At 39.8% G+C, this 25357-nt stretch carries 27 protein-coding genes; 12 read left to right on the top strand and 15 right to left on the bottom strand.

Features of this window, described 5'->3' with window-relative positions; genetic code table 11:
- The first annotated feature begins 17 nt into the window (after nucleotides 1–17).
- From E4T92_RS05935 to E4T92_RS05925, 3 genes are all read left to right on the top strand, one after another.
- A complete protein-coding gene (locus tag E4T92_RS05935) occupies nucleotides 18–434 on the top strand; it encodes a YhcB family protein (protein ID WP_135093820.1) in 417 nt (138 codons plus the stop codon).
- 242 nt (nucleotides 435–676) lie between these two features.
- Nucleotides 677–1810: a succinyl-diaminopimelate desuccinylase gene (gene dapE / locus E4T92_RS05930; RefSeq protein WP_135093819.1), complete on the top strand. Its 1134-nt coding sequence runs from the start codon at nucleotides 677–679 to the stop codon at nucleotides 1808–1810.
- Nucleotide 1811: 1 nt separating this feature from the next.
- Nucleotides 1812–2492 (top strand): M15 family metallopeptidase, encoded by a 681-nt coding sequence (locus E4T92_RS05925; protein ID WP_135093818.1) that lies wholly within the window; start codon nucleotides 1812–1814, stop codon nucleotides 2490–2492.
- Nucleotides 2493–2548: 56 nt separating this feature from the next.
- Here E4T92_RS05925 and rapZ read toward each other — a convergent pair whose 3' ends face one another.
- From rapZ to yjgA, 6 genes are all read right to left on the bottom strand, one after another.
- Nucleotides 2549–3403 carry an RNase adapter RapZ gene (rapZ, locus tag E4T92_RS05920; protein WP_135093817.1) on the bottom strand — a complete coding sequence of 285 codons (855 nt, stop codon included), beginning with the start codon at nucleotides 3401–3403 and terminating at the stop codon, nucleotides 2549–2551.
- Between the two features lie 14 nt (nucleotides 3404–3417).
- Nucleotides 3418–3921, bottom strand: coding sequence for a PTS IIA-like nitrogen regulatory protein PtsN (gene ptsN, locus E4T92_RS05915; protein WP_135093816.1), 504 nt, complete (start codon nucleotides 3919–3921; stop codon nucleotides 3418–3420).
- Nucleotides 3922–3923: 2 nt separating this feature from the next.
- A complete protein-coding gene (lptB, locus tag E4T92_RS05910) occupies nucleotides 3924–4649 on the bottom strand; it encodes an LPS export ABC transporter ATP-binding protein (protein ID WP_077542234.1) in 726 nt (241 codons plus the stop codon).
- Between the two features lie 3 nt (nucleotides 4650–4652).
- On the bottom strand, nucleotides 4653–5168 hold the full coding sequence (gene lptA, locus E4T92_RS05905) for a lipopolysaccharide transport periplasmic protein LptA (protein ID WP_135093815.1): 516 nt from the start codon (nucleotides 5166–5168) through the stop codon (nucleotides 4653–4655).
- Nucleotides 5149–5754, bottom strand: coding sequence for an LPS export ABC transporter periplasmic protein LptC (gene lptC / locus E4T92_RS05900; RefSeq protein WP_135093814.1), 606 nt, complete (start codon nucleotides 5752–5754; stop codon nucleotides 5149–5151). The genes lptA and lptC overlap by 20 nt, the downstream gene beginning before the upstream one ends.
- A gap of 102 nt (nucleotides 5755–5856) precedes the next feature.
- A complete protein-coding gene (gene yjgA / locus E4T92_RS05895) occupies nucleotides 5857–6393 on the bottom strand; it encodes a ribosome biogenesis factor YjgA (protein WP_077542231.1) in 537 nt (178 codons plus the stop codon).
- Nucleotides 6394–6482: 89 nt separating this feature from the next.
- On the opposite strand from yjgA, the gene pmbA reads away from it, so the two are divergent.
- Nucleotides 6483–7838, top strand: coding sequence for a metalloprotease PmbA (gene pmbA / locus E4T92_RS05890; RefSeq protein ID WP_135093813.1), 1356 nt, complete (start codon nucleotides 6483–6485; stop codon nucleotides 7836–7838).
- Nucleotides 7839–7898: 60 nt separating this feature from the next.
- Here pmbA and E4T92_RS05885 read toward each other — a convergent pair whose 3' ends face one another.
- The 3 genes from E4T92_RS05885 to E4T92_RS05875 form a co-directional block, all read right to left on the bottom strand.
- The gene (locus tag E4T92_RS05885; protein WP_135093812.1) at nucleotides 7899–8246 is read right to left on the bottom strand and encodes an ArsC family reductase; all 348 of its coding nucleotides are present in this window, start codon (nucleotides 8244–8246) and stop codon (nucleotides 7899–7901) included.
- A gap of 66 nt (nucleotides 8247–8312) precedes the next feature.
- On the bottom strand, nucleotides 8313–10193 hold the full coding sequence (htpG, locus tag E4T92_RS05880; RefSeq protein WP_135093811.1) for a molecular chaperone HtpG: 1881 nt from the start codon (nucleotides 10191–10193) through the stop codon (nucleotides 8313–8315).
- 237 nt (nucleotides 10194–10430) lie between these two features.
- Complete coding sequence (locus E4T92_RS05875; protein ID WP_135093810.1) at nucleotides 10431–11219, bottom strand: IclR family transcriptional regulator; 789 nt, start codon at nucleotides 11217–11219, stop codon at nucleotides 10431–10433.
- 202 nt (nucleotides 11220–11421) lie between these two features.
- On the opposite strand from E4T92_RS05875, the gene yiaK reads away from it, so the two are divergent.
- The 6 genes from yiaK to E4T92_RS05845 are packed head-to-tail and all read left to right on the top strand — an operon-like array spanning nucleotide 11422 to nucleotide 17232.
- Nucleotides 11422–12420: a 3-dehydro-L-gulonate 2-dehydrogenase gene (gene yiaK / locus E4T92_RS05870; RefSeq protein ID WP_135093809.1), complete on the top strand. Its 999-nt coding sequence runs from the start codon at nucleotides 11422–11424 to the stop codon at nucleotides 12418–12420.
- A 41-nt stretch (nucleotides 12421–12461) separates the two neighbouring features.
- Nucleotides 12462–12935 (top strand): YhcH/YjgK/YiaL family protein, encoded by a 474-nt coding sequence (locus tag E4T92_RS05865; protein WP_135093808.1) that lies wholly within the window; start codon nucleotides 12462–12464, stop codon nucleotides 12933–12935.
- Nucleotides 12932–13414: a TRAP transporter small permease gene (locus E4T92_RS05860; protein ID WP_135093807.1), complete on the top strand. Its 483-nt coding sequence runs from the start codon at nucleotides 12932–12934 to the stop codon at nucleotides 13412–13414. The genes E4T92_RS05865 and E4T92_RS05860 overlap by 4 nt, the downstream gene beginning before the upstream one ends.
- Nucleotides 13411–14688, top strand: a complete 1278-nt coding sequence (locus tag E4T92_RS05855; protein WP_077542221.1) for a TRAP transporter large permease subunit — start codon at nucleotides 13411–13413, stop codon at nucleotides 14686–14688. Before E4T92_RS05860 ends, E4T92_RS05855 begins: the two co-directional genes overlap by 4 nt.
- 42 nt (nucleotides 14689–14730) lie before the next feature.
- Entirely contained in the window at nucleotides 14731–15720 is a 990-nt protein-coding gene (locus E4T92_RS05850; protein WP_135093806.1) for a TRAP transporter substrate-binding protein, read from the top strand.
- A gap of 54 nt (nucleotides 15721–15774) precedes the next feature.
- Nucleotides 15775–17232 (top strand): FGGY-family carbohydrate kinase, encoded by a 1458-nt coding sequence (locus E4T92_RS05845; RefSeq protein ID WP_135093805.1) that lies wholly within the window; start codon nucleotides 15775–15777, stop codon nucleotides 17230–17232.
- Between the two features lie 111 nt (nucleotides 17233–17343).
- Here E4T92_RS05845 and E4T92_RS05840 read toward each other — a convergent pair whose 3' ends face one another.
- From E4T92_RS05840 to E4T92_RS05825, 4 genes are all read right to left on the bottom strand, one after another.
- A complete protein-coding gene (locus tag E4T92_RS05840) occupies nucleotides 17344–17964 on the bottom strand; it encodes an opacity family porin (protein ID WP_135093804.1) in 621 nt (206 codons plus the stop codon).
- A 56-nt stretch (nucleotides 17965–18020) separates the two neighbouring features.
- Entirely contained in the window at nucleotides 18021–18530 is a 510-nt protein-coding gene (locus tag E4T92_RS05835) for a SprT family zinc-dependent metalloprotease (protein ID WP_135093803.1), read from the bottom strand.
- A gap of 57 nt (nucleotides 18531–18587) precedes the next feature.
- Complete coding sequence (metK, locus tag E4T92_RS05830; RefSeq protein ID WP_135093802.1) at nucleotides 18588–19742, bottom strand: methionine adenosyltransferase; 1155 nt, start codon at nucleotides 19740–19742, stop codon at nucleotides 18588–18590.
- A 78-nt stretch (nucleotides 19743–19820) separates the two neighbouring features.
- Complete coding sequence (locus E4T92_RS05825) at nucleotides 19821–20390, bottom strand: anthranilate synthase component II (RefSeq protein ID WP_135093801.1); 570 nt, start codon at nucleotides 20388–20390, stop codon at nucleotides 19821–19823.
- A gap of 41 nt (nucleotides 20391–20431) precedes the next feature.
- Here E4T92_RS05825 and E4T92_RS05820 point away from each other — a divergent pair, with 41 nt between their 5' ends.
- The gene (locus E4T92_RS05820) at nucleotides 20432–21421 is read left to right on the top strand and encodes an aminodeoxychorismate synthase component I (RefSeq protein ID WP_135093800.1); all 990 of its coding nucleotides are present in this window, start codon (nucleotides 20432–20434) and stop codon (nucleotides 21419–21421) included.
- On the top strand, nucleotides 21421–21987 hold the full coding sequence (locus E4T92_RS05815) for an aminotransferase class IV family protein (RefSeq protein WP_135093863.1): 567 nt from the start codon (nucleotides 21421–21423) through the stop codon (nucleotides 21985–21987). Before E4T92_RS05820 ends, E4T92_RS05815 begins: the two co-directional genes overlap by 1 nt.
- 131 nt (nucleotides 21988–22118) lie before the next feature.
- Here E4T92_RS05815 and rlmKL read toward each other — a convergent pair whose 3' ends face one another.
- A complete protein-coding gene (gene rlmKL / locus E4T92_RS05810; RefSeq protein WP_135093799.1) occupies nucleotides 22119–24254 on the bottom strand; it encodes a bifunctional 23S rRNA (guanine(2069)-N(7))-methyltransferase RlmK/23S rRNA (guanine(2445)-N(2))-methyltransferase RlmL in 2136 nt (711 codons plus the stop codon).
- Nucleotides 24255–24370: 116 nt separating this feature from the next.
- The gene (gene znuA, locus E4T92_RS05805; protein WP_135093798.1) at nucleotides 24371–25333 is read right to left on the bottom strand and encodes a zinc ABC transporter substrate-binding protein ZnuA; all 963 of its coding nucleotides are present in this window, start codon (nucleotides 25331–25333) and stop codon (nucleotides 24371–24373) included.
- Nucleotides 25334–25357: the final 24 nt, after the last annotated feature.

Raw genomic sequence — 25357 nt, 5'->3', positions numbered from 1 at the left:
TATATTAAGGAGTAATTATGCAAACGTGGACAACTGAAATGTGGCAAGCCGCCGGTATTGGCCTTATTATCGGCGTAATTCTAGGTTATTTAATTTTACGTCTAACAAAAGGTTCCGTTAAAAATCAAGTTAAAACGGAAACGGAACTCAAGAACGTAAAAGCCCAACTTGATAGTCAACATGAACAATTAGAAAAACACTTTGCTGAAAGTGCAGAATTGTTTAAAACCCTCATTGGCGACTACCAAAAACTCTATCGTCACTATGCCCATTCTTCCGATACATTGTTAGGAAAGAATCCAAGAGGATTATTCACCCAACAATTAATCACCGCAACAGAAAAACCTCAAGAGGAACCGCCAAGAGACTATTCTGAAGGATCATCAGGTTTATTTAAACCTAATAATGAAGAAAAAATCAATAAAGTAGCGTAATATGTAGCAAATGCACAAGCATTAAAATTTCAACAAAATATAAAGGGAATTCTGCGTTATCCGTTATAAAACCAATTTATTTCAATAATGTGGAAATGGGGACTCACACAAAGTCCTATAAACTACTAAAACCCTCTTGGATCAAGCTACATAATACTGATAAAAACAAAAAGTGCGGCCAAATTTGACCGCACTTTGATTTCTTTTTCAATCTTACAACCCTTTTTACATAGGTATTCATTATGAAAGAAAACATCGTTTCCTTAGCGCAAGCGTTGATTCGTCGCCCTTCCATCAGCCCAAATGATGAAGGCTGCCAACAGCTGATTTCAGAACGATTGGAAAAGCTCGGTTTTCAAATCGAATGGATGCCTTTTAACGACACTCTAAATCTGTGGGCAAAACATGGCAATGGTGAACCCGTAATTGCCTTTGCCGGCCATACAGATGTTGTGCCAACGGGTGATGAAAACCAATGGAAATATCCACCCTTTGAGGCAAAAATTGTAGAGGATATGCTATATGGTCGTGGTGCTTCAGATATGAAAGGCTCACTTGCTGCAATGGTTGTAGCGGCGGAAGAATATGTGAAAGCTAATCCTAATCATCAAGGAACCATCGCACTATTAATTACCTCTGATGAAGAAGCTGCAGCAAGGGACGGGACAGTACGGGTTGTCGAAACCTTAATGGCTCGTGGTGAAAATATCACTTACTGTATGGTAGGAGAACCTTCAAGTTCGAAAATCTTAGGGGATGTGGTGAAAAACGGTCGTCGAGGGTCAATTACCGGAAACCTCTATATTCAAGGTATTCAAGGTCATGTTGCCTATCCTCATTTAGCAGAAAATCCTATTCATCAAGCCGCCCCCTTTCTACAAGAATTAACCTCTTATCAATGGGATAACGGTAACGAATTTTTCCCCCCAACCAGTTTGCAAATCGCAAATATTCACGCAGGCACGGGAAGTAATAACGTCATTCCGGGCGAACTTTATGTGCAATTTAATTTACGTTATTGCACTGAAATGACCGATGACATTATCAAGCAAAAAATCACAGAAATGTTAAATAAATACGGACTGAAACATCGTATTGAATGGCACCTTTCCGGCAAACCTTTTTTAACGAAACCGGGAAAGTTGGTCAGTGCATTAATGGATAGCCTGCAACAAGTCATAGGAATTACCCCCAATCTTGAAACGGGCGGGGGGACATCAGATGGACGCTTTATCGCTCTCATGGGGGCGGAAGTCGTTGAATTCGGCCCACTCAACGCTACTATTCATAAAGCCAATGAATGTGTCAATGTTGACGATTTGGCGAAGTGCGGACAAATTTATCATCAAATGTTAGTTAATCTATTGGAGAACTAAAATGAAGCTCACCTCAAAAATGCTCACAGGTCAATCCCGTGAACACTTAGTTAGTCTCCCTACGCCTCATTCGTCTCATCATTTCTTACAACCTCAAGCCGTGAAAGCATTTCAAGGACTACAACAAAGTGCGGTCAAAAACGGCTTTAATTTACAGCCGGCAAGCAGTTTTCGAGACTTTGCCCGTCAGCAACTCATTTGGAATAACAAATTTAGTGGAAAACGAAAAGTCCACGATGATGAAGGAAATGCGTTAGATTTAATGCCATTGGCAGATTGGCAAAAATGCCAGGCTATTCTACGCTGGTCAGCATTACCGGGAGCAAGCCGCCACCATTGGGGAACAGAAATTGACATTTTCGATCCTGACCTTCTACCCAAAGGGCAGGCCTTACAATTAGAGCCTTGGGAATATGAAAAAGGAGGATATTTCTGTGAACTAAGCGAATTTCTCACTGAAAATCTACCGCACTTTGACTTTATTCTTCCCTTTGTGAATATGTCATCTGAGAAGAAAATTGGACGTGAACCTTGGCATATCAGTTATTTGCCCTTAGCCCAAAAGGCCACTGAACAATTTTCCCCTACGATTTTATTACAGTCTTGGCAAGATGAAGAAATCCATGGAAAAGCCGTTCTCATAGAACATATTGAACAAATTTTTAAGGCATTTATGATTTAGCAGAAGTCCTAAAGAAGTCCTAAGTCTAGAAATATTCTAGTATTATCCTATTCTCTCTATTTTTTATGTTTTTCTAGAGATTTATGTTGAATCTTCACATTTTTTCCCTTAGCTTGGAAATATTCACCAAGTTGTTGGGCAATGTACACCGAACGATGTTTGCCTCCCGTACAACCAATCGCAATAGTTAAATAACTACGATTATTTTGTTCTAACATCGGGAGCCAAGTTTCAATATAGTTGCGCGTAAGGTAGATAAAATGATTAACATCATCGTGACAATTTAAAAATCGGGCAACCGGCTCATCTAAGCCCGTCATAGGTCTAAGCTCAGGATCCCAATGAGGGTTCGGCAAAAAACGGACATCAAAAACATAATCCGCATCAAGGGGAATGCCATATTTAAAACCAAAAGATTCCACGATAATTTTTAGTTCTTTCTCCGTATTTCCTCTTAAAAACTCGCGTAATTTCTCCGCTAAAGTATGAGTAGAAATATGCGTGGTATCAATGATGAAATTTGCATGCTGAAATAATGGTTCAAGTAACTGATATTCCACATCAATCGCAGCTTCAAGTGAAAGATCTTTCACTGAAAGCGGATGAAGCCGTCGGGAGTCGCTGTATCGTCTAATGAGCGTACTTCGATCAGATTCTAAAAAAATAATTTTTGTCGTATAACGCTGTTGAATAGTGGTAAGAATTTGATCAAGGGACTGGCTTGATTCAGGCAAATTACGAATATCAAGGCTTATCGCTACTGTACGTTGATTTTTGGCTAAAATTTCCGTCAATTGAGATAATAGATCCAGTGGAAGATTATCAACACAATAGTAGCCCATATCTTCTAATGCACGCAAAGCAACCGATTTTCCCGCACCGGAACGACCACTGATAATGATAATTTCCATAAAGCCCCCTAATATTATTCTTTATCCTCAGGCAAAGGATCTGAAGTTTCAGCCAGTTGTTCGATGATTTCAAAAACTTGCCAAATTTCATCCGCACTTTTTGCAGAACGTAACTGTTTAAGAAAATTTTTGTCCGAGAGTTTTTCCGTTAAATCTGAAAGTATTGGGATATAAGTCTGGCACTGGTTTTCCGGCACGAGAACAGCAAAGACTAAATCCACAGGCTTACCATCTTGTGAATCATAGTCAATAGGTGTCTCTAATTGCATAAAAACTGCTAATGCTTTATCCGTTGCCTCAGTCGGTAACTTCGCTTTTGGCATTGCCACACCATTTCCTAACCCTGAATTCCCCAATTTTTCACGATTAAAAAGACATTCAAAACAGGCTTGCTCACCTTTTTCACAATGTAATTGTTCTACAACAAAATGGGCGATGGATTCAAATAAACGCTTTTTACTTGAAAAGCAAACACCCTGACGAATATTCTCAGGGCGAAAAAGATCGGTTAGTTTCATCTTTATAACTTAAATTGTTCACCTAAATACACACGCTTAACATGTTCATCATTCATTACTTCTTGCGGTGTACCGGTCGCAATAATTTTACCTTCACCGACGATATAAGCACGTTCACACACGTCTAAAGTTTCTCGTACATTATGATCGGTGATTAAAACACCCAATCCTCGATTGCGTAAATCGGTAATGATCTTCTTGATATCCGTCACGGAAATCGGATCAACGCCGGCAAAAGGTTCATCCAGTAAAATAAATTTAGGATTTGCCGCAAGCGCTCGTGCAATCTCGACACGACGACGTTCACCACCGGAAAGGGATTGCCCAAGACTATCACGAATATGCCCAATATTAAATTCTTCAATTAATTCATCCGCCCTTTTTCTACGTTGCTCCGGTGTGAGATCCTTGCGAACTTCTAATACAGCCATGAGATTATCGTAAACACTTAAACGGCGAAAAATTGAAGCTTCCTGAGGAAGGTAACCAATTCCACGCTGTGCACGGCTATGCATTGGCAATAAGCTAATATCCTCACCATCAATGATAATTTTTCCTTGATCTTGTCGTACTAATCCCACCACCATATAGAATGTGGTGGTTTTTCCAGCCCCGTTAGGACCAAGTAAACCAACAATTTCGTTCGAATGAACAGTCAGGCTCACATCAGAGACAACTTTGCGATTTTTATAACTTTTAGCGAGAAATTCGGCATGTAAAACAGACATCGGTTATTTTTTACCTTTTTGTTGTAATTGTGCGGGAATTAACACCGTTTTAACGCGTGATTTACCACCATTTGCTTTTAACTGCTGTTTCTTCACATCATAGGTAATACGTTCACCATTAATTTTACTGTCAAGCTGCTTTAATTCAGCCTGCCCTGTCAGTGTTAAAAATTCAGCCCCGAGGTCGTAATGAACTCGGTTTGCCTTACCATCGACCGGTTTGCCATCATCTAACAACTGATGAAATGTTACCGGTGTACCAAAGGCTTCTACCGTGTCTTTTTTACCGGAGTTTTCCGGAGGACGGGTAATCACAACTTTATTTGCTTTAATCAAAATAGAGCCTTGTGTGATCACCACATTATCGGTAAAAGTCACCACACTGTTTTCCATATCTAAGGATTGATTATCGGAAACAATGTTAATCGGTTGATTCGTGTCATCTTTTAAGGCTGAAGCTGAAAAGGATGCCATCGCCAATGTCGTGATAAGAAAAAGCTTATGGTTTACTAATTTCATAATATGTTTTTACCTGCTCTTTTAAGGTTGCCGTTTGTTGGCGTAAATTTCCTACCATTTTTAAGCCGGTGGAATTAAAATTTTGCCCATTAATTTTCACCATCGTATCAGAAGTGATATCTTGTGTTTTTAAATTCACGGTTGCCGATTGGGTCTCAACCCGTTGAAGACGTGAGGTCGGCTCCAAGCTCTCAGCAATAACATTACCTTCCAGATACAACATTTCATCTTTTGTTAAAACCGCTTTTTTCGCACTTAATTTCCAGCTTTGTGATTCAAGCAGTTTTGCCGTTTCATTTTTTTGAGATTGATTATTCCCTACCCCATCAAAAAGGTAAACTAAGGGTGCAATAAAATTGGTTTTACCATCCTGATTAAAATGCTCAACATTATCTGATAATGCGAGATATTGCTTTTTTCCTTCCGGTGAAAAAACGGTGGTTTCCATTTTTTTACCAATATAATCAGGGCTATCCGGCGCTTTTACCAAACTTTGTAAATCGCTATTATCCTGATTCAGTGAATAATACCAGCCTAATAAACAAAGCGCCGTCACACCGAGAATAACATTCCAACGAATATTCATAAAAACGTTTTATCCTGTTTAAAATTAAGGGCGAATCATACCACAATTCTAGTCTCTATAGAGGTTTTGTCCGAAGTTAAGTGGGATCAAAAGTAAGTCATGTTAATCCGGTAAAATGAGAGATTTCAACACTTGATAAATTTCTCGATAAGCCTTTACCGGTTTATTTTGTGTTTTTTCCTTCTGTGCAGCACGAATTAAATTACGCAATTGCTGACGATCCGCCATCGGATATTCATTTAATAAATCGGTCAATGCCACATCACCCTTTTCAACCAATTCATCACGTAATATCTCTAATTTATGAAGCATTGCTTGCTGCTGAAGGTGCTTATTTTCAATTTTATCTAAAGCTTCACGAATAGGCTCTACATCCGTTCCACGTAACAATTTGCCAATATATTGTAGCTGACGACGACGCGCCTCTTTTTGTAAACGTTGTGCAAGCTCAACCGCTTCTAGCAAGGCATCATCAAGTGGAATTTTTGCTAAGTTGGTTTTCGTTAAATTTACCAACTTTTCACCAAGTTGTTTTAAGTCTTCCGCATCACGTTTAATTTCACTTTTACTGACCCAAATGATCTCTTCTTGTTCTTCATCTTCCCAGTCAAATACTTCTTTTTTATTACGCTTTGCCATAGTATCCCTTCTTCAAAATTTGAGGCGCATTTTAGCATAAACTTTGAAAATAAGATAAAATGCAAAAAATTTTTAACGGAAAAAAGAGAATGAAAACAACAGAAAATCAGACCGCACTTTTAAAGACTCAAGAACAAAAATTACGACAAGCGGTAAGCTTTGCCTTGGAAACCGCTCAAAAAGCCGGTGCGACAGCAGAAGTTGGCGTCACCAAAGTGAGTGGCTTATCCGTTTCAACCCGCTTGCAAGAAATTGAAAATGTTGAATTTACCAATGATGGGGCGCTTGGTATTTCGGTTTATTTAGGGCAACAAAAAGGTAATGCCTCCACTTCCGATTTAAGCGAACAGGCAATAAAAAACACTGTTGAAGCTGCATTGGCAATCGCTAAATATACCTCTCCGGATGATTGTACCGGTTTAGCCGAAAAGGAATTAATGGCATTTGATGCACCTGATTTAGAGCTTTACCACCCTGCCGATGTTGATGTAGAAAAGGCAATGGCGCTTGCCTTTCAAACGGAAAAAGCAGCACTGGATGCAGATAAACGGATTATTAATAGCAATGGTGCAAGTTTTAATTCCCACACAGGGGTACGTGTGTATGGCAATACACACGGTATGTTGCAAAGTTATTTATCCAGCCGTTATTCTTTATCTTGTTCCGTCATTGGAGGCGTAGAAGATGCGCTAGAAAATGATTATGAATACACCGTTTCACGTGAATTTAATCAACTCAGCCCACCTAATTGGGTCGGTGAAAATTGTGCAAAAAAAGTCGTGGCACGTTTAAATCCACAAAAACTGACCACCCGAGAAGTTCCCGTAATCTTTTTAAACGACGTGGCAACAGGCATTATTTCACATTTTGCTGCTGCCATTAGTGGTGGTAGTTTATATCGTCAATCCAGTTTCTTATTAGATCATTTAGGTAAGCAAGTACTACCGAACTGGTTTAATCTCAGTGAACGCCCTCACTTGCTCCGCCGTTTAGCCTCAACCCCTTTTGACAGCGAAGGGGTACGCACACAAGACCTAGAAATCGTAAAAAACGGCATATTACAAACTTATTTATTAACTCATTACAGTGGTAAAAAAATGGGAATGAAAAGCACCGGTCACGCCGGCGGTATTCATAATTGGCTGGTACAACCAAATTTAACCGGCGGATTGACCGCACTTTTGCGAGAAATGGGGACCGGTTTATTAGTAACCGATGTCATGGGACAAGGCGTCAATATTGTTACCGGTGATTACTCCCGTGGCGCATCAGGTTTCTGGGTAGAAAATGGGGAAATCCAATATCCGGTGGCAGAAATTACCATTGCCGGACAACTCCCCGATATGCTGCAAAATATGGTGGCAGTTGCTGATGATATTGAGCACCGCTCCAATATTCAAACCGGCTCTATCTTATTAGAAAAAATGAAAATCTCAGGAAATTAATCCTATCAGCAAAAATAAGCCCACGATTCTAAACGAAAGTGGGCTTAATCATCTGACAAACTATTTACCGAAAACCGCTTGATACGCTTTTTCACTAAAACCAATCAATACTTTCCCATCCTGCATAATAATCGGGCGTTTGATTAAGGTTGGATTCTCTGCAAGCACAGAAAGTGCGGTTGTTTTTGACAATGTTTTTTTCACCTCATCATCTAAATTTCGCCAAGTGGTACTGCGTTTATTAACAAGATTTTCCCAACCGAATTGGGCTTCCGCCCGTTGTAAAAATGCCGTATCCAAACCATCAATACGATAATCGTGCAGTTTGTGCTCAATATTGTTATCCGCAAGCCATTTCAAGGCTTTTTTCACCGTGTCGCAGTTTTTAATGCCGTAAACAGTAATCATAAAATCTCCTCAAATAAAAAATCCTCAATCTCATCAGACTGAGGATTTTAACTTAAATAATGTCTATTAACCTAACAACTTATTCACCCGTTTAATAAATGCCACCGGATTTTCCAACGATCCGCGTTCGGCAAGCATTGCCTGTTCAAGCAATAATTCAATCCAGTCGGCAAATTGTGTTTCGTCAGCAATATCGGCGACTTTTTTCACTAAATGATGTTCTGGATTAAGCTCAAAGGTATATTTCACTTCCGGCACCAGTTGCCCACTCATCGCAAACAATTTTGCCATTTGAGTCGTCATTTGATCGTTACCGGTAGAAACTACCGCAGGGGTGTCCGTTAAGCGATGGGTTAAACGAACCTCTTTCACACGATCGCCTAGCAATGTTTTCACTCGTTCAACAAAACTTTCAAAGGCTTTATCTTGCTCTTTTTGTTCCGCTTCGTCTTTATCCGCTAAATCGCCTAAATCTAAATCCGCTTTGCTGATAGTTTGTAACGGTTTGCCGTCGAACTCCGTTAAGTAGCTTAGCATCCATTCATCAATACGATCGGACAATAGTAAGACTTCAATACCTTTTTTGTTGAATAATTCTAAATGCGGGCTGTTTTTCGCTGCCACATAACTATCTGCCGTGATGTAATAAATGGCTTTTTGCCCCTCTTTCATCCGAGAAACATAGTCTTCTAAAGAAACGGTTTGTTCGCTGCTGTCATTATGAGTAGAAGCAAAACGTAACAATTTGGCAATGCTTTCTTTATTGCTGAAATCTTCCGCCGGCCCTTCTTTCAAGACTAAGCCAAATTCTTTCCAGAATTGTTGATATTTTTCCGCATCGTCTTTTGCCAATTTTTCCAACATTTGTAGAGAACGTTTGGTTAAGGCTTTACGTAATGCTGCGGTAACTTTATTGTCTTGTAAAATTTCACGGGAAACATTTAACGGTAAATCGTTGCTATCGATTAAACCGCGCATAAAACGGAGATAATTCGGCATAAATTGTTCTGCATCGTCCATAATAAACACACGTTGAACATAGAGTTTCAAGCCGTGTTTATGCTCACGATTAAATAAATCCCAAGGGGCTTTGGACGGCACATAAAGCAAGCTGGTGTATTCCTGATTGCCTTCTACTTTGTTATGCGCCCACAAAAGCGGATCGGCAAAATCGTGGCTTAAATGTTTATAAAACTCTTTGTATTCCTCATCGGAAATCTCATTTTTACTGCGTGTCCAAAGGGCATCGGATTTATTGATTTTTTCCCATTTTTCGCCAGTTTCTTTGCCTTCATCATCATATTCTTTCGTCAGCATTTCCACCGGAAGACCGATATGATCGGAATATTTACCAATCACATCACGTAAACGCCATTCATTCAAGAATTCTTTTTCATCTTCACGTAAATGTAAAATCACATCCGTACCACGGGATTTTTTCTCAATATCAGCAACTGAGTATTCCCCTTCTCCGGCTGATTCCCAAAGTACCCCTTTATCCGCCTCTTCGCCTGCCGCACGGGTTTTTACCGTCACTTTATCCGCCACAATAAAAGCAGAATAGAATCCCACACCGAATTGACCGATAAGTTGGCTATCTTTAGCTTGATCACTACCAAGGGCATTCAAAAACTCTTTGGTACCGGATTTTGCAATCGTACCGAGGTGATCAATCACTTGATCACGAGTCATCCCGATCCCGTTATCACTGATGGTTATTGTGCCGTTGTCGCTATCAAAGCTAATACGCACACGTAACTCTCCGTCATTTTCATAAAGTGCCGGATTCGAAAGGGCTTTAAAGCGAAGTTTATCCGCTGCATCGGAAGCATTGGAAATAAGTTCACGTAGGAAAATTTCTTTATTGGAATATAAAGAATGAATCATTAATTGTAATAGTTGTTTAACTTCTGACTGGAAGCCACGGGTTTCTTTATTTTGAGACATAGTTTTTCCTTATAAAATGAAATAAGTAAAAATTGAGCCTCACAGATATAAGAGTGAAAACGAAATTTTCAACCCCCTACCTCATAGAAATATGAAATGGCTCAATGTTAAACATAAGACTAAAGTGCGGTTAAATTTTCAAGTGTTTTAAATTTTATCGGCATTAAAGGAAAACACGGACTGAGTTTGCTACAAAATCAGATTATTTCAATATGTTATAAACTAACACACCGCATTTTAACACTCCGCATAGCCCAATTCTTTTGATATATCCTGCGCCGTTTTTCTGATTTCCTTGAGGAAAAAATCAATCCCTATTTTTTTCAACTTATAAGTCGACATTGAAACGGAAACTGCATAGTCCACCTGATTAAAAGAATCAAAAATTGGGCATGCAAGACAGACTACCCCAATTTCATTTTCTTCTTTATCCATGGCAAATTTATTTTGGCGGATAGCCTCCAACTCCTCTTCCATTTCATCTAACTGAGTAATGGTATTTTTCGTAAGCTGTTGAATAACGTCTTGATGTGTTTGCCAATAATGCAATAAATAGTCCGGTTTTTTAGGATAAGCCAAATAAAGTTTTCCCATTGCCGAACAATAAAGTTGCATATGTTGACCAATATAAGCTCGTGTTTTTAGCATACCGTGAGTAGGTTCTAACTTATAAATCATAATAGCCTTGTCCTCCTCTCTCAGAGAAAAGTTAATCGTTTCCCCCAAAGTGAGATTAAGTTGTTCCAAATAAGGCGAGACCACATTAATAATATTCATTGAAGTTAGAATTTTTTGCCCGATGCTGAGACATTTTATACTTAACCGATAACTCCCCGCAGTGGAAGCCGGCTTAACATAGCCCTCACTTTGCAATCCTTGTAAAAGTCGGTGAACAGTGCTTTTATTAAGTCCTGAAATATCCGCTAATTTCGCCAATGGGCAACCATTAGGAAAATCACTTAATATATCTAAAAGTCTAAGCCCTCTTATAAGGCTTTGATTTCCAGTTAATTTTTCTTTTGTCATCGCATTCCTCCTTTCTTTAAGTATTATATTTCATAATGTGAAATCCTGCTTTGCAAAAATGAGATCTCTGTCACAGAATAGAAAATTTTTTTATCTTATTGATTTTAAAGAAATTTAATCTTGTTTCTAAAATTGACTTCATCTCAGCCAAATTGTATATTTTGAAATATGATTTTACTATTTGAAATTATAGAGGTGTTAAATGAGAGTTTCTTATGCAGATCTAAAAGCTGAATTCAAACGGGTTCTACTTTCTCGCCATGTTCGGGAAGACATTGCCGAAGAATGTGCCGGCGTATTTGCCGATACCACACAAGCGGGCGCTTATTCTCACGGTGTCAACCGCTTTCCCCGTTTTATTCAACAACTCGAAAATGGCGATATTGTGCCGGAGGCTCTGCCAACTAAAGAACTGTCATTAGGCGCGATTGAACAATGGGATGCTCACCAAGCGATTGGTAATTTAACTGCCAAAAAAATGATGGATCGGGCAATTGAATTAGCCTCTCAAAATGGTATAGGCGTTGTAGCATTACGTAATGCCAACCATTGGATGCGTGGTGGTTCTTATGGTTGGCAAGCGGCAGAAAAAGGCTATATCGGTATTTGTTGGACAAATGCCCTCGCTGTCATGCCACCATGGGGGGCAAAAGAATGCCGTATTGGCACAAACCCATTAATCATCGCTATTCCAACCAATCCTATCACGATGGTTGATATGTCTTGTTCAATGTACTCTTACGGTATGTTGGAAATACACCGTTTACAAGGACGTCAAACTTTTGTTGATGCAGGATTTGATGATGAAGGTAACCCAACCCGAGATCCGGCAACCGTGGAAAAAAACCGCCGTTTAATGCCAATGGGCTTCTGGAAAGGCTCAGGCTTATCTATTGTCCTTGATATGATTGCCACACTTCTCTCCAATGGTGAGTCCACTGCTGCAGTCACCGAAGATAAAGATGATGAATATTGTGTTTCTCAGGTATTTATTGCCATTGAAGTGGATCGCCTCATTGATGGTAAAACCAAAAATGAAAAACTCCAGCGGATTATGGATTATGTCAAAACCGCAGAACGTGCCGATCCAAATGTAGAAGTCCGTTTACCGGGTCATGAATTTACACAAATTCTGGCTGATAACAAAGCCAACGGTATTCCGGTGGACGATACAGTTTGGGCAAAACTCAAATCACTGTAAAAGTGCGGTCATTTTTCTCAGAATTTTTTAAGGGAGTGCTTATGATTTTCGGACATATTTCTCATGTGGTGGCAAACCATTATCCCAAGGCGGTACTTGTCGCCTTAGATTACCTAAAACATACCGATTTTGAACAAATGGAAAGCGGTCGCTATCCGCTTAAAGGTCGCTCCTATGTGCAGGTTCTCGATCTCACGACCTCCCTAAAAGAAACAAACTTACCTGAAGTTCATCGTCAATATATTGATGTGCAATATTGGCATTCCGGTATGGAAAGAATGAGCGTTGCAACAGACTTAGGCAATAATCAAACTTCGGGAAGCTATGATACGGAACGTGACATTCTCTTTTATACCCACATTGAAAACGAGCAGGAACTGATATGTCGCGCCGGCAATTTTGCCGTTTTCTTTCCGGAAGATGCTCATCGAAGTGCTTGTAGGGAAAATGAAATTTCAACTATTCGCAAAGTGGTTGTTAAGGTAGCGATTGATGACCTTGAGGAGGAACAATGAAAGCATTTGCTCAAGTTGTTGGAAAAGTATTAGAAGCCCTTGTTGTTTTCATTTTATCGGTGATGTCGATTCTGGTTTTTCTTAATGTGGTACTACGTTATGGCTTCAACAGCGGTATTAGTGTGACAGAAGAAGTTTCACGCTATATGTTTATATGGCTCACCTTTTTAGCGGCAGTGTTGGCATTTAACGAAAACCAACACGTTAATGTCACGATTTTAACCGATAAGCTCTCCCCAAATGGGCGGAATATATTAGGCATTTTTACAGATAGCCTAATGCTTTATTGTTGCTATTTAATTGTGGATGGTAGCTGGATCCAGTTCCAATTAAATCTTAGTAATTTGGCACCTATTTCCGGTTTACCACAGGGCATCACTTATTTTGCAAGTGTCGTTGCAGGCATTTTAATTGGCATATTACTTATCACACGCCTTATTTCAAAACTCGCATTTTTAACGAAAGGAGAAAAAGCATGATTGTGGTGATTTTCCTCTCAGTCCTACTTGGTGCCATTATCTTAGGCATTCCTGTTGCCTTTTCACTTTTAATTTGTGGCATCGCATTAATGTTACAGCTAGACTTATTTGATTCTCAAATTTTGGCACAGCATTTAGTCAGTGGAGCGGATAGCTTTTCTTTAATGGCAATTCCTTTCTTTATTCTTGCCGGTGAGATTATGAACGAAGGGGGATTATCAAAACGTATTATTGATTTACCAATGAAATTAGTAGGTCATAAACGTGGTGGGTTAGGCTTTGTGGCGATTATCGCAGCAATGATTATGGCCAGCCTCTCCGGTTCTGCCGTAGCAGATACGGCAGCAGTGGCAGCAATGCTATTACCAATGATGAAAACCACAGGTTATCCTGTTGATAAATCCGCCGGTTTAATCGGAACAGCAGGGATCATTGCCCCAATTATTCCCCCCTCCATTCCATTTATTGTCTTTGGTGTCGCAAGTGGTGTTTCCATTACCAAACTTTTCTTAGCCGGTATTTTCCCCGGTTTGATGATGGGCGTGATGTTAGCCCTACTTTGGTGGTGGCAGGCAAAACGCTTAGATTTAATGACCTTTTCAAAAGCAACAAAAGAAGAATTATGTATCTCTTTTAAAAACAGTATTTGGGCATTGTTATTGCCGGTTATCATCATTGGTGGTTTCCGTTCAGGGATATTTACCCCAACAGAAGCCGGTGTTGTCGCCGCATTTTATGCTTTGATCGTCTCGCTCTTTATTTATCGTGAACTAAAAATCAAAGACTTATACAAGGTTGTTCTTGCAGCGGCAAAAACCACTGCAGTGGTGATGTTCCTCGTGGCTGCCGCCAACGTGACCGGGTGGTTAATTACCGTTGCAGAATTGCCTCAGATCATGACAGAATTTTTGGAGCCATTAATTGATAGCCCAACCTTATTGCTAATTGTGATCATGCTCTCTGTATTCATTATTGGTATGGTGATGGATTTAACGCCCACAGTATTAATCCTCACTCCGGTACTTATGCCATTAGTGGAAGAAGCCGGTATTGATCCTGTTTATTTTGGCGTCTTGTTTATCTTAAATACGTCTATTGGCTTAATTACCCCACCGGTGGGCAATGTGTTAAACGTTATCACTGGCGTATCGAAATTACCCTTTGAACAATCAGCAAAAGGCATTCTCCCTTATATGGCAATGATGATTGTCCTATTGTTCCTATTTATCTTCTTTCCATCATTAATTTTAGTTCCACTACAATGGATGCTATAAACACTCACTGATTATTAACCACTCTTAATTTAGGAGAACATTATGAAGCGTTTTAATATGAAATTTTTAGCAACTTTAATCGCCGGCGCTGCCGTATTGACTACCTCAACCGTTTTAGCCGAAACCAGTTTAAGATTTGGTTATGAAGCACCACGTAGCGATACCCAGCATATCGCAGCGAAAAAATTCAATGAATTATTGGCTGAAAAAACCAAAGGTGAAATAAAGTTAAAATTATTCCCTGATAGCACCTTAGGTAATGCACAAACCATGATTGCCGGTGTTCGTGGTGGTACAATCGATCTTGAAATGTCAGGTTCCCCCAACTTCACCGGATTGGTTCAAGAATTAAATGTCATTGATATTCCATTTATTTTTAAAAATCGTGAACATGTTTATAAAGTATTAGATGGTGAAATTGGAGAAGGTTTATTAAAAGCATTAGAAGAAAAGGGACTAAAAGGGCTGGCTTTTTGGGATGTAGGATTCCGCGCATTCTCCAATTCTAAGCATACGATGACCAAACCAGAAGATGTGAAAGGTTTAAAAGTCCGCACAAACCAAAACCCGATGTATATTGAAGCCTTTACTCTATTAGGTGCAAACCCTGTCCCAATGCCATTAGCAGAACTTTATACGGCATTAGAAACAAGAGCCGTGGATGCGCAAGAACATCCTATCGGGATTTTCTGGTCCTCCAAATTATATGAAGTGCAAAAATATTTAACCTTAAGTAACCATGGTTACACCCCATTAATAGTTGTGATGAATAAAGCAAAATTTGATGCGCTTTCAGCGGAATTACAACAAGCTATTTTAACATCTGCAAAAGAAGCCGGTGCTTTCCAACGAGAGCTAAACGTTAAAAATGAGCAAGAAATCATTGCGAAACTGCGAAAAGAAGGCGTTGAAGTCACCGAAACCATTGAACCAACACCATTTAAATCCATCATTGAAGAAAAAGTGCGTAAATCCTACGTTGAAAAACATGGTGAGACATTGGTCAATCAAATTGATGCATTAGCGAAATAGTTTAATCTGTCACAAGCAGCTATCATTGGCTGCTTCATTTTTCATTGAGGTTTTATGAATTATTACTTAGGCATTGATTGCGGTGGAACCTTTATCAAAGCCGCATTATTTGATCGTGCCGGAAAACTGTATGGCATTGCACGCCAAAATGTTTCGGTGATTAGCGAACAATCCGGTTATGCTGAACGGGATATGGAAAATTTATGGGAAATCACTGCACAGGTGATACAGGAAGTGATTGAGCAAAGCCATATTGATGCAAAACAAATCAAAGCAGTTGGAATTTCAGCACAAGGAAAAGGCGCATTTCTTTTAGATAAACAAAATCGTCCTTTAGGGCGGGCAATTTTATCATCTGATCAACGTGCACTTGATATCGTCAAAAAATGGCAAACCGAACAAATTCCGGAAAAACTTTATCCCATCACGAGACAAACATTGTGGACAGGTCACCCTGTTTCAATTTTACGCTGGCTGAAAGAATATGATCGGACTCGCTATGATCGTATCGGCGCAATTTTAATGTCTCATGATTACCTAAGATTCTGCTTAACCAATCAATTATTTTGTGAAGAGACCAATATCTCTGAATCAAATATCTATAATATGCAAACGGGGCAATATGATATTCAGCTCGCAAAATTACTCGGTATAGAAGAGATTTTCGATAAGTTTCCACCAATAATGAGATCGAATGAAATTTCAGGCTATGTAACTAAACAGGCTGCAAAACTCACCGGACTAGCAGAAGGCACAGCCGTGGTTGGCGGATTATTTGATGTGGTTTCGACCGCACTTTGTGCCGGCTTAAATGATGAGAAAACCTTAAATATTGTACTCGGTACTTGGTCTGTGGTAAGTGGCATCACTGATCATATTGCAGTAAATCAATCCACGCCTTTTGTCTATGGGCGCTATATCGAAAACAATAAATTTATTGTGCACGAGGCAAGCCCAACTTCATCCGGAAATTTAGAATGGTTTTTACATCGTTTTAAACATTTGGATTATGAGGCACTAAATAAGGGTATTGAAACATTAGAACCAGCCTCAAGCTCGATCTTATTTATTCCTTTCCTTTACGGCACTAACGCCAAATTAGGTATGCAGGCAGGATTTTACGGACTACAGGCGCATCACAACGAAATGCACTTGCTCCAAGCCGTTTACGAAGGTGTCCTATTTAGCCTGATGTATCACTTAGAGCGTATTTCTCAGCGCTTTCCGAATGTGACTAAATTAAGAGTCACGGGTGGCCCGACAAAATCGAAAGTTTGGATGCAAATGTTGGCAGACTTAACCGGTATGACATTAGAAATTCCGCTGGTAGAAGAAACCGGCTGTTTCGGTGCTGCCTTGATCGCAATGGACGCTATTGAAAAGGCTGATAAAACAACGATACTAAATTCAGATAGACAAATTTTTGTACCGAATAAAGAGAATTTCAACGCTTATCAGAAAAAATATCAACGTTATTTGAAGTTTGTTCAAGCCTTAGAAAATTTAGTTTAAATATAATTTAAACTAAAAAATAAACCGTATTTGATTTCCCCACCAAATACGGTTTTTATCGGTCTCAATCTCTCTAAACAAGAAAATTTTTGACCGCACTTTAACCCAAAATTAGAATTCGTAACGAATACCGGCTTTCACGCCGTATTGGTTGATTTTAACATCATCAAATGAACCTAAACGGTTATACTCAATACCACCATTTACCGCCCAATTTGGAGCAAAATTGTAAGATACACCGACTAATACACCATAGCCCACTTTGTGATCTTTTGAAGAATTTGATTCACTATAACTATCACTTCCATTTGAAGCATAGAAATGGCTATTATACTTAACTGTGTTATAGGATAAACGAGCACCAATATAAGGAACGATTGGTGAATTAAGATCAATGTCATAAATCGCAGAGAAACCGAAAGAATTAACTTTCAACTCCGATTTTTCCGGTCCGGTTAAGCGAATATGCGCGCCTGTTGAATCAGCGCCGTCATAAGTGCTTAATTCTGAATGGCCGGATTTACCATAATACGTATAATCTAAAGCAAAGCGGGTATTACCCAATTTGTAACCCACCGCTAGACTTGGGGTAAATTTATTTTTATTAAAGTCAATATCACCTGAGGTTTTGATTTTTGAATAACCTAAATCCCCTTGGACATACCAGTTTGCATTTGCAGCGAAAGCAACAGCCAATGTACCAATCGCTAATGCTAATAATGATTTCTTCATTGGATAACTCCTATATATTGTAGGTAAAAAACGGTTGGAGTGTAACATAATCTAAATTAGTTATCATCCATCAAAACCAATTTCCCTTTACACTTTCGACATAAATATTCCACGCCTTCTTTTAAAATTCGATGATGGCGACGAATACTTAAAGAATGGGTTTGGCAAGCACAACGATATGCAAAAGTTTGCCCCTGCACATTTTGTACACCAAATTGGTGACAAGTATCTGCCGGTAGATGAAAGATCTCGTTCATCACTCCCTGCCATTCTTTGCCATGGGGCTTAACACGCCCGAATACCTGATACACAATTAAATGCGCTAACTCATGAGGCACGACTTGATGAATAAACTCTTGCGTATTTTCAAGCAATAAAGTGCGGTTAAATTTGATTTCGTTTTTTTGCAAATACGCTACACCGGCTTTCACGCCCCGTAAATCATAATTTACCGTTGGCATAGGAAATGCTCGTTTAAAATAATCTTCTGCAAGTCGTAAGGACTCCGCCAGTTTACGCTGAACCTGCATTTTTAAATGACGAAATTGAGTTTGTGATGAAAACATAAAATTTAGAAAAATAAAAACCGCCAAAAATAGCGGTTTTAGTCATTCATAATAGGATTATTTCAACCCTGCCGCCGCACGTAATTCTTCCGCACGATCCACTTTTTCCCATGGGAATTGCTCACGACCAAAGTGACCATAAGCAGCAGTTTCACAATAAATAGGCTTAATTAAATCAAGCATTTTGATTAAACCATAAGGGCGTAAATCAAAAAACTCACGCACTAATGCCACCAACAATTCATTTGCCACTTTGCCTGTGCCGAAGGTTTCCACCATAATTGAGGTCGGTTCTGCCACACCGATAGCGTAAGAAAGTTGAATTTCACAACGCTCCGCCAAACCGGCAGCCACAATATTTTTCGCTACATAACGTGCTGCATAAGCCGCTGAACGATCCACTTTTGACGGATCTTTACCGGAAAACGCTCCACCGCCATGACGTGCCGCACCGCCGTAGGTGTCCACAATAATTTTACGTCCGGTTAAACCGCAATCCCCCATCGGGCCACCAATCACAAAACGCCCCGTCGGATTGATAAAGAATTTCGTGTCTTTTGAAAGCCATTCACTTGGCAATACCGGTTTGATGATTTCTTCCATCACCCCTTCATGAAGATCTTTTTGGTTGATGTCTTCTGAATGCTGAGTAGAAAGTACCACAGCATCGACACCCACAATTTTGTTATCTTCGTATTTTAATGTCACTTGGCTTTTCGCATCAGGGCGTAACCAGGCTAATTTACCGCTTTTACGTACTTCTGCCTGTTTTTGCATTAAACGATGAGCATAAGTAATGGCAGCTGGCATTAATACATCCGTTTCATTGGTAGCATAACCGAACATAATACCTTGGTCTCCGGCGCCTTGATCCAATGGATTTTCACGATCTACTCCTTGGTTAATATCCGCAGACTGCTTACCAATGGCATTTAATACGGCACAAGAATGGCCATCAAAGCCCATATCGGAATGTTCATAGCCAATATCACAAATCACTTTTCGGGTGAGATTTTCAATATCCACCCACGCTGAAGTGGTGATTTCCCCCCCCACTAACGCCATTCCGGTTTTCACATAGGTTTCACAGGCAACACGGGCTTTGGGATCTTGTTTTAGAATTTCATCAAGTACCGCATCTGAAATCTGATCAGCAATTTTATCCGGATGTCCTTCGGACACAGATTCCGAAGTAAATAAATAACTAGACATAATTTTTCTCTTTTTAATTTGGATGTATTGACGTATAGACGGCTATAATACGAATTTTAGATGAAGAATCAAGCACTATTATTGATTAATATTTAGCCAATTTCGTAAAATTTGCTCACCATATTCTGACATATAGGATTCCGGATGGAACTGCACGCCATAAATGGGTAAAGATTGATGAGCCATCGCCATCACCACATTTTCATCACACATGGCCGTAATTTCTAATTCATGAGGAAAATTTTCAACTTTCACCGCCCAAGAATGATATAAGCCAATATCAAATTCCATCGGCAACCCGAAAAACAACGGAGAATTTGACCGCACTTTTAACCGCCTTTTTTGCCCGTGGCGAACTTGTTTTAGGTTATAAAGTGTTCCACCAAAAAACTCACATAATGTTTGATGTCCCAAACAAACCCCAAGAATTGATTTTTTCTGATGATACCGCTCCAACATAGTAAAAAGTTGAGGATAAGCCCGTGGTACATCAGGCCCCGGCGAAATTAAGATATGGCTATAAGATTCAGGCTTATTTTCCTGCAAATCTTCCACATTAAGCACATCAAAAGACACACCAAGGCGGCGAACAAGCTCCACTAAATTGAAAGTGAAAGAATCGTGATTATCAATAATGAGTAATTTCATAACTGCTCGGCTTTCGTTATAATCGGGCAATTTTACGCTAAATTAGAAATAGCACAATGCAACATTTTATCCACCAAGCCAATCATTATGGGGCAAAATCCGCCCCTTTCTTTTTTCTGATTGATTTTGAACAACAAAAACCGTTAATTTTTCCTTTAGAAGAAACGGCTCAACGAGGCATTTTTTTTGATATTTTAGGAAAAACAAACATTACCGAGTCAAAAGACTTCTCCACAGACATTCATTTTGAAAAATACCCAATTCCCCTTTCCTATTATCAACAAGGTTTTGAAGTGGTACAAAAAGAGATTCAAAAGGGCAATTCTTATTTGTTAAATCTCACTTCGCCCACTGAAATTTCGGGTAATTTTTCCCTTGAACAGATTTTTTATCAATCCTCTGCACCTTATAAATTATGGCTAAAAAATCAATTTGTTTGCTTCTCACCGGAATGTTTTATCAATATTCAAGATAACAAAATTTTCACTTATCCGATGAAAGGAACAATTAATGCTGCCCTCTCCAATGCAAAACAGCAACTACTAAATGATGAAAAAGAACTGCGTGAGCATTACACCATTGTGGATTTAATGCGAAACGATCTAGCGATGGTCGCGAGCAATATTCAGGTCACAAAATTTCGCTATGTTGATCGTATTGCCACACAAAAAGGCGAAATTTTGCAGACAAGTTCGGAGATTTGCGGCGAACTAGATGAAAATTGGCAACAAAATATTGGCAATATACTTGCTACGTTATTGCCCGCAGGCTCGATTAGTGGCGCCCCCAAAGAAAAAACCGTGCAAATTATTCAACAAGCGGAACGCCAACCCCGAGGTTATTACACGGGCATTTTTGGTCTTTTTGATGGTAAAAACCTACAAAGTGCGGTAGCAATTCGCTTCATCTCTCAAGTGGGTGAGAAATATTATTTTCACAGCGGTGGCGGTATTACCATTCAAAGCCGTTTGGAAGATGAATATCAAGAATTACTCGAAAAAGTCTATTTTCCGATTGAGGAGACAAAATGATGTTTCCCTTATTTGAAACCCTTGCCATTGAACAGGGTAAAATTCAAAATATTGAATATCATCAAGCCCGTTATGAACAGAGCTTACGACAATTTTACGGCAAAAGTGCGGTCAAAATTTTCAATCTTTTTGAGCTAATCCAAGTGCCGTCTCACTTGCAAAATCAACTGGTGCGTTGCCGTATTGATTACAATGCCGAAACCACACAAGTTCAATATTTTGAATACACACGAAAAATCTACCGCACTTTTCAGCCAATTGTTTGTGATGAAATGGATTACAGCTTGAAATATGCCAATCGGGATTTACTCAATTCCCTTTTCGCTCAACGGGGAAATTGCGATGAGATTATGATTATTAAAAACGGGAAAGTGACAGATTGTTCTATTGGAAATTTAATTTTTCGCCAAGGTAACCAATGGCTCACACCTGATACCCCATTATTAGCCGGCACACAACGGGAAAAATTATTGCAGGAAGGCAAAATTAAAGAAGCCACAATTTATGCAAAAGACATTGAAAAATTTGATGAAATTCGGTTGATTAATTCGATGAATGGGTTGTGATCTTGGGGGGCTTGGTTGTAGGGACACACTGCGTGTGTCCGAACTTTAACCTATTGAAATAATTTGATTTTTATAACGGACACACGCAGTGTGTCCCTACATTTTTCTAAAATTTACGTTGTTACGTACGGCTATTTTTCCGTCACCAACCAACAATTATGAATCTGTTTATTACGTTCAAAATCCAATGGTAAGGTTTTGTGAGAAATTTCCACTGCACTTAGCCCCAATGTTTCCAATCCTGCAAAATCCATTTTGAATCCCCGTTTATTGTTGGAAAAAACGATGGAGCCACTTTGGCGTAAAATACGTTTTAAATTTCCCATTAATTTGATGTGATCACGCTGAACATCCCAGCTTGCTTCCATTCGTTTTGAATTGGAAAAAGTGGGCGGATCCACAAAAATTAAATCAAATTGACGATCACATTTTTCCAGCCATTGCAAACAATCCGCTTGAATGAGTTGATGTGACTTACCATCAAGATCGTTGAGAATCAGGTTTTGCTCCGCCCAGTTGAGGTAGGTATTCGACATATCTACCGTTGTAGTGGATTTTGCCCCGCCCAATGCGGCGTGGACAGTGGCAGACCCCGTATAGGCAAACAAATTCAAGAAATCTTTACCTTTCGCCAACTCCCCCACCATTTTTCGGGTGAGGCGATGATCCAAAAATAAACCGGTATCCAAATAATCCGTTAAATTTACCCAAAGTTGTGCGCCGTATTCGTTCACATAAAAATACTCGCCTTTATTGGCTAATTTTTCATATTGATTTGTGCCTTTTTGCTTTTGGCGGACTTTTAAAATCAGCTTGTTGGTTTCTACGCCGGTCACCTTTAAGGTTGCTGTCACCGCATCCAATAAACGTTGGCGTGCTTTATTTTCATCAATATTTTTAGGCGCAGCATATTCTTGCACCACAATATGATCGCCATAACGATCCACTGCTAAATTATATTCCGGCAGATCCGCATCATAGAGGCGGTACGCATCCAAGCCCTGCTGTTTCGCCCATTTTTCAATTTTCTTGATATTCTTTTGTAAACGATTGGCAAAATCCACTGCCACCGCTGAAGTGCGGTCAAATTCAAGGGGATTTTCCACCCCACTTTCTTCGCTAATTCGAGCGGAAATCTGATAATTTTTCTGAACACAATCAAGCGGTCCATTTTTCGCCTTGAATTGACGGTTTGCCCGCATTCTCAAGCAATCCAACAAGGTGGATTCGCTACTAAAAATTGAGGCATTCCAACCACCGAATTCTTTTTTCAAACGTTGTCCAAATACGGAATAAAGGGCAATCAACGCCGGTGTCGTACCTAAACGTTCACCATAAGGCGGATTACAAATCACCATGCCCACTTCATTTGGGCTTGGGTTAGTGAGCGCCGCCACATCACCTTGCTGCCATGTTATCAAGTGAGCGACACCGGCATTTTGCGCATTGCGTTGTGCTTTTTTTAACACTCGGTGATCAAGATCAAAACCATAAAAGTGCGGTTGAATTTTACCTTGTTTTTCCTCTGCTGAAGCAATGGCTTCGCTTTTTACTTTCTCCCACACCATTTGATTATGCCCTTTCCAAAAATCAAAGCCCCAATGTAAGCGATATAATTGAGGGGCGATATCGGCTTCCATTTGTGCGGCTTCAATAAGCAATGTGCCTGAACCACACATAGGATCGACCAATGGCGTACCCGCTTTCCAACCGGAACGTAGCACAATCGCCGCAGCCAAGGTTTCACGTAAAGGCGCCTGCCCTGTATCTTCACGATAGCCACGTAAATGCAACGCTTCACCACTCAGATCGAGAGAAATCACCAATTCTTCACGATTCAAATAAGCATGAATACGCACATCCGGTTGCATTTTATCCACATTCGGCCGAGCTTTGCCTTGGCGTTCAAAGTAATCCACAATGCCGTCTTTCACCCGCATTGCACCAAATTGAGTATGGCGAATCTCTTGGTTGATACCGTTGAAATCCACAAAAAAGGTCATGCGTTCATCAAAGTGTGCAAGCCAATTAAAGGCGGAAACAGCAGCATAAAGATCTAAATCACTGTAAATTTTGGTTTCAATTAATGGTAGTAAAATTCGTGAGGCAAGGCGAGACCAAAGCAAGGTGCGATAAAGAGTTTCCTCATTGGCTTGGAAATGTACCCCGCCTTGTACCACTTTGGGATTCAAAGCACCGAGTTCTGTCAGCTCAACTTTTAGCAGTTCTTCAAAGCCACGAGAGGTTGTGGCGAATAGTTGTTTCATTTGGGATCTCAAGAAAAAAATTTTGGCGATTATAGCATAAGTTTCCATTCAAATTAGGGGCGCATGGATTTCAGAAACAAAAAATGGCGGGTTTCCCCACCATTTATCAAACATCATTACTTACTCAAACACTGCGCATAGCTGTCTGCCGTTGCCTGAAGGAAATTGGCGTAGGAATTTGCCCCTAACGCTACCCCATCACCAATGGGATCTAAACGCCCTACCTTCACCGCGGTGCCTTTTGCCAAAGATTCAATGACTTTTGGCGTGAATTGAGGCTCCGCAAACAAACAGTTTACACGATGTTCAGCGATCTCTTCTTTGATATGCGCAAGGGTTTTCGCTCCGGGTGCAACCAGTGGATTAATGGTGAAATAGCCTGTTTGTTTTAAACCATAGGCATCATTGAAATAGCCGTAAGCATCGTGGAAAACAAAGAAACCTTTTTCTTTAAAAGGGGCGAGTTGGGCTTTGATTTTGTCGCTTTGCTCCGCCAAAGTGCGGTTGAAATCCGCAAGGTTTTTCTCAATCAATGCTTTTTTATCTGGAAATTGTATGGTCAGTTTATCCGCCACTTTTTGTGCCACAATTTGGCTCATTGCCGGTGAATACCAAATGTGCCAGTTCGTGCTTAATCCTTCGTGATTTTCATGATCGTGATTATGTTCATGCCCATTTTTGTGTTCGTGTTTATGGTCATGTTTGTGATCGCCCTCTTCATGGAAATGTTCGTGATGGGCTTGGGTTAATAAGGGTTTAATCTCAGCGAGATCGGCAATGGTAATCACTTTTTGGCGATCAACTTGATTAACCGGTCTTTCTAAAAAGGAATCAATGTCCTCACCCACCCACAATACCAAATCCGCCGATTTTACTTTTTGAATATCGGATAACTTCAAACTGTAGTCATGAGGAGAGGCACCTGTCGGCACAAGAACTTGGGTATCAATTACACCATTCGCAATGGCTGAAGCAATAAAACCAAGGGGTTTTACTGATGCTAAGACATCCGCATTCGCCATCATTGGAAAGCTTAAAAGTGCGGTTGAAATTGCGCTCATTTTTAGTATCGTTTTCATTTTGTCTCCCTAATTTTTAATAAT

The sequence above is a fragment of the Pasteurella sp. WM03 genome (genome assembly GCF_004570945.1).
In the GTDB taxonomy this organism is placed as follows: Bacteria; Pseudomonadota; Gammaproteobacteria; order Enterobacterales; family Pasteurellaceae; genus Rodentibacter.
Note: the sequence above shows the minus strand (reverse complement) of the source record. Positions and strands in the feature narration are given on the sequence as shown.

What these genes read in the sequence shown, in the direction of transcription:
- E4T92_RS05925 (WP_135093818.1), top strand. Translation starts at nt 1,812, where the DNA reads ATGAAGCTCACCTCAAAAATGCTCACAGGTCAATCCCGTGAACACTTA.
- E4T92_RS05815 (WP_135093863.1), top strand. Translation starts at nt 21,421, where the DNA reads ATGTTTCCCTTATTTGAAACCCTTGCCATTGAACAGGGTAAAATTCAA.
- E4T92_RS05850 (WP_135093806.1), top strand. Translation starts at nt 14,731, where the DNA reads ATGAAGCGTTTTAATATGAAATTTTTAGCAACTTTAATCGCCGGCGCT.
- dapE (WP_135093819.1), top strand. Translation starts at nt 677, where the DNA reads ATGAAAGAAAACATCGTTTCCTTAGCGCAAGCGTTGATTCGTCGCCCT.
- E4T92_RS05860 (WP_135093807.1), top strand. Translation starts at nt 12,932, where the DNA reads ATGAAAGCATTTGCTCAAGTTGTTGGAAAAGTATTAGAAGCCCTTGTT.
- metK (WP_135093802.1), bottom strand. Translation starts at nt 19,742, where the DNA reads ATGTCTAGTTATTTATTTACTTCGGAATCTGTGTCCGAAGGACATCCG.
- E4T92_RS05885 (WP_135093812.1), bottom strand. Translation starts at nt 8,246, where the DNA reads ATGATTACTGTTTACGGCATTAAAAACTGCGACACGGTGAAAAAAGCC.
- E4T92_RS05840 (WP_135093804.1), bottom strand. Translation starts at nt 17,964, where the DNA reads ATGAAGAAATCATTATTAGCATTAGCGATTGGTACATTGGCTGTTGCT.
- pmbA (WP_135093813.1), top strand. Translation starts at nt 6,483, where the DNA reads ATGAAAACAACAGAAAATCAGACCGCACTTTTAAAGACTCAAGAACAA.
- rapZ (WP_135093817.1), bottom strand. Translation starts at nt 3,403, where the DNA reads ATGGAAATTATCATTATCAGTGGTCGTTCCGGTGCGGGAAAATCGGTT.
- E4T92_RS05875 (WP_135093810.1), bottom strand. Translation starts at nt 11,219, where the DNA reads ATGACAAAAGAAAAATTAACTGGAAATCAAAGCCTTATAAGAGGGCTT.
- lptB (WP_077542234.1), bottom strand. Translation starts at nt 4,649, where the DNA reads ATGTCTGTTTTACATGCCGAATTTCTCGCTAAAAGTTATAAAAATCGC.
- E4T92_RS05865 (WP_135093808.1), top strand. Translation starts at nt 12,462, where the DNA reads ATGATTTTCGGACATATTTCTCATGTGGTGGCAAACCATTATCCCAAG.
- yiaK (WP_135093809.1), top strand. Translation starts at nt 11,422, where the DNA reads ATGAGAGTTTCTTATGCAGATCTAAAAGCTGAATTCAAACGGGTTCTA.
- rlmKL (WP_135093799.1), bottom strand. Translation starts at nt 24,254, where the DNA reads ATGAAACAACTATTCGCCACAACCTCTCGTGGCTTTGAAGAACTGCTA.
- znuA (WP_135093798.1), bottom strand. Translation starts at nt 25,333, where the DNA reads ATGAAAACGATACTAAAAATGAGCGCAATTTCAACCGCACTTTTAAGC.
- E4T92_RS05935 (WP_135093820.1), top strand. Translation starts at nt 18, where the DNA reads ATGCAAACGTGGACAACTGAAATGTGGCAAGCCGCCGGTATTGGCCTT.
- E4T92_RS05855 (WP_077542221.1), top strand. Translation starts at nt 13,411, where the DNA reads ATGATTGTGGTGATTTTCCTCTCAGTCCTACTTGGTGCCATTATCTTA.
- ptsN (WP_135093816.1), bottom strand. Translation starts at nt 3,921, where the DNA reads ATGAAACTAACCGATCTTTTTCGCCCTGAGAATATTCGTCAGGGTGTT.
- E4T92_RS05825 (WP_135093801.1), bottom strand. Translation starts at nt 20,390, where the DNA reads ATGAAATTACTCATTATTGATAATCACGATTCTTTCACTTTCAATTTA.
- lptC (WP_135093814.1), bottom strand. Translation starts at nt 5,754, where the DNA reads ATGAATATTCGTTGGAATGTTATTCTCGGTGTGACGGCGCTTTGTTTA.
- yjgA (WP_077542231.1), bottom strand. Translation starts at nt 6,393, where the DNA reads ATGGCAAAGCGTAATAAAAAAGAAGTATTTGACTGGGAAGATGAAGAA.
- E4T92_RS05835 (WP_135093803.1), bottom strand. Translation starts at nt 18,530, where the DNA reads ATGTTTTCATCACAAACTCAATTTCGTCATTTAAAAATGCAGGTTCAG.
- lptA (WP_135093815.1), bottom strand. Translation starts at nt 5,168, where the DNA reads ATGAAATTAGTAAACCATAAGCTTTTTCTTATCACGACATTGGCGATG.
- E4T92_RS05845 (WP_135093805.1), top strand. Translation starts at nt 15,775, where the DNA reads ATGAATTATTACTTAGGCATTGATTGCGGTGGAACCTTTATCAAAGCC.
- htpG (WP_135093811.1), bottom strand. Translation starts at nt 10,193, where the DNA reads ATGTCTCAAAATAAAGAAACCCGTGGCTTCCAGTCAGAAGTTAAACAA.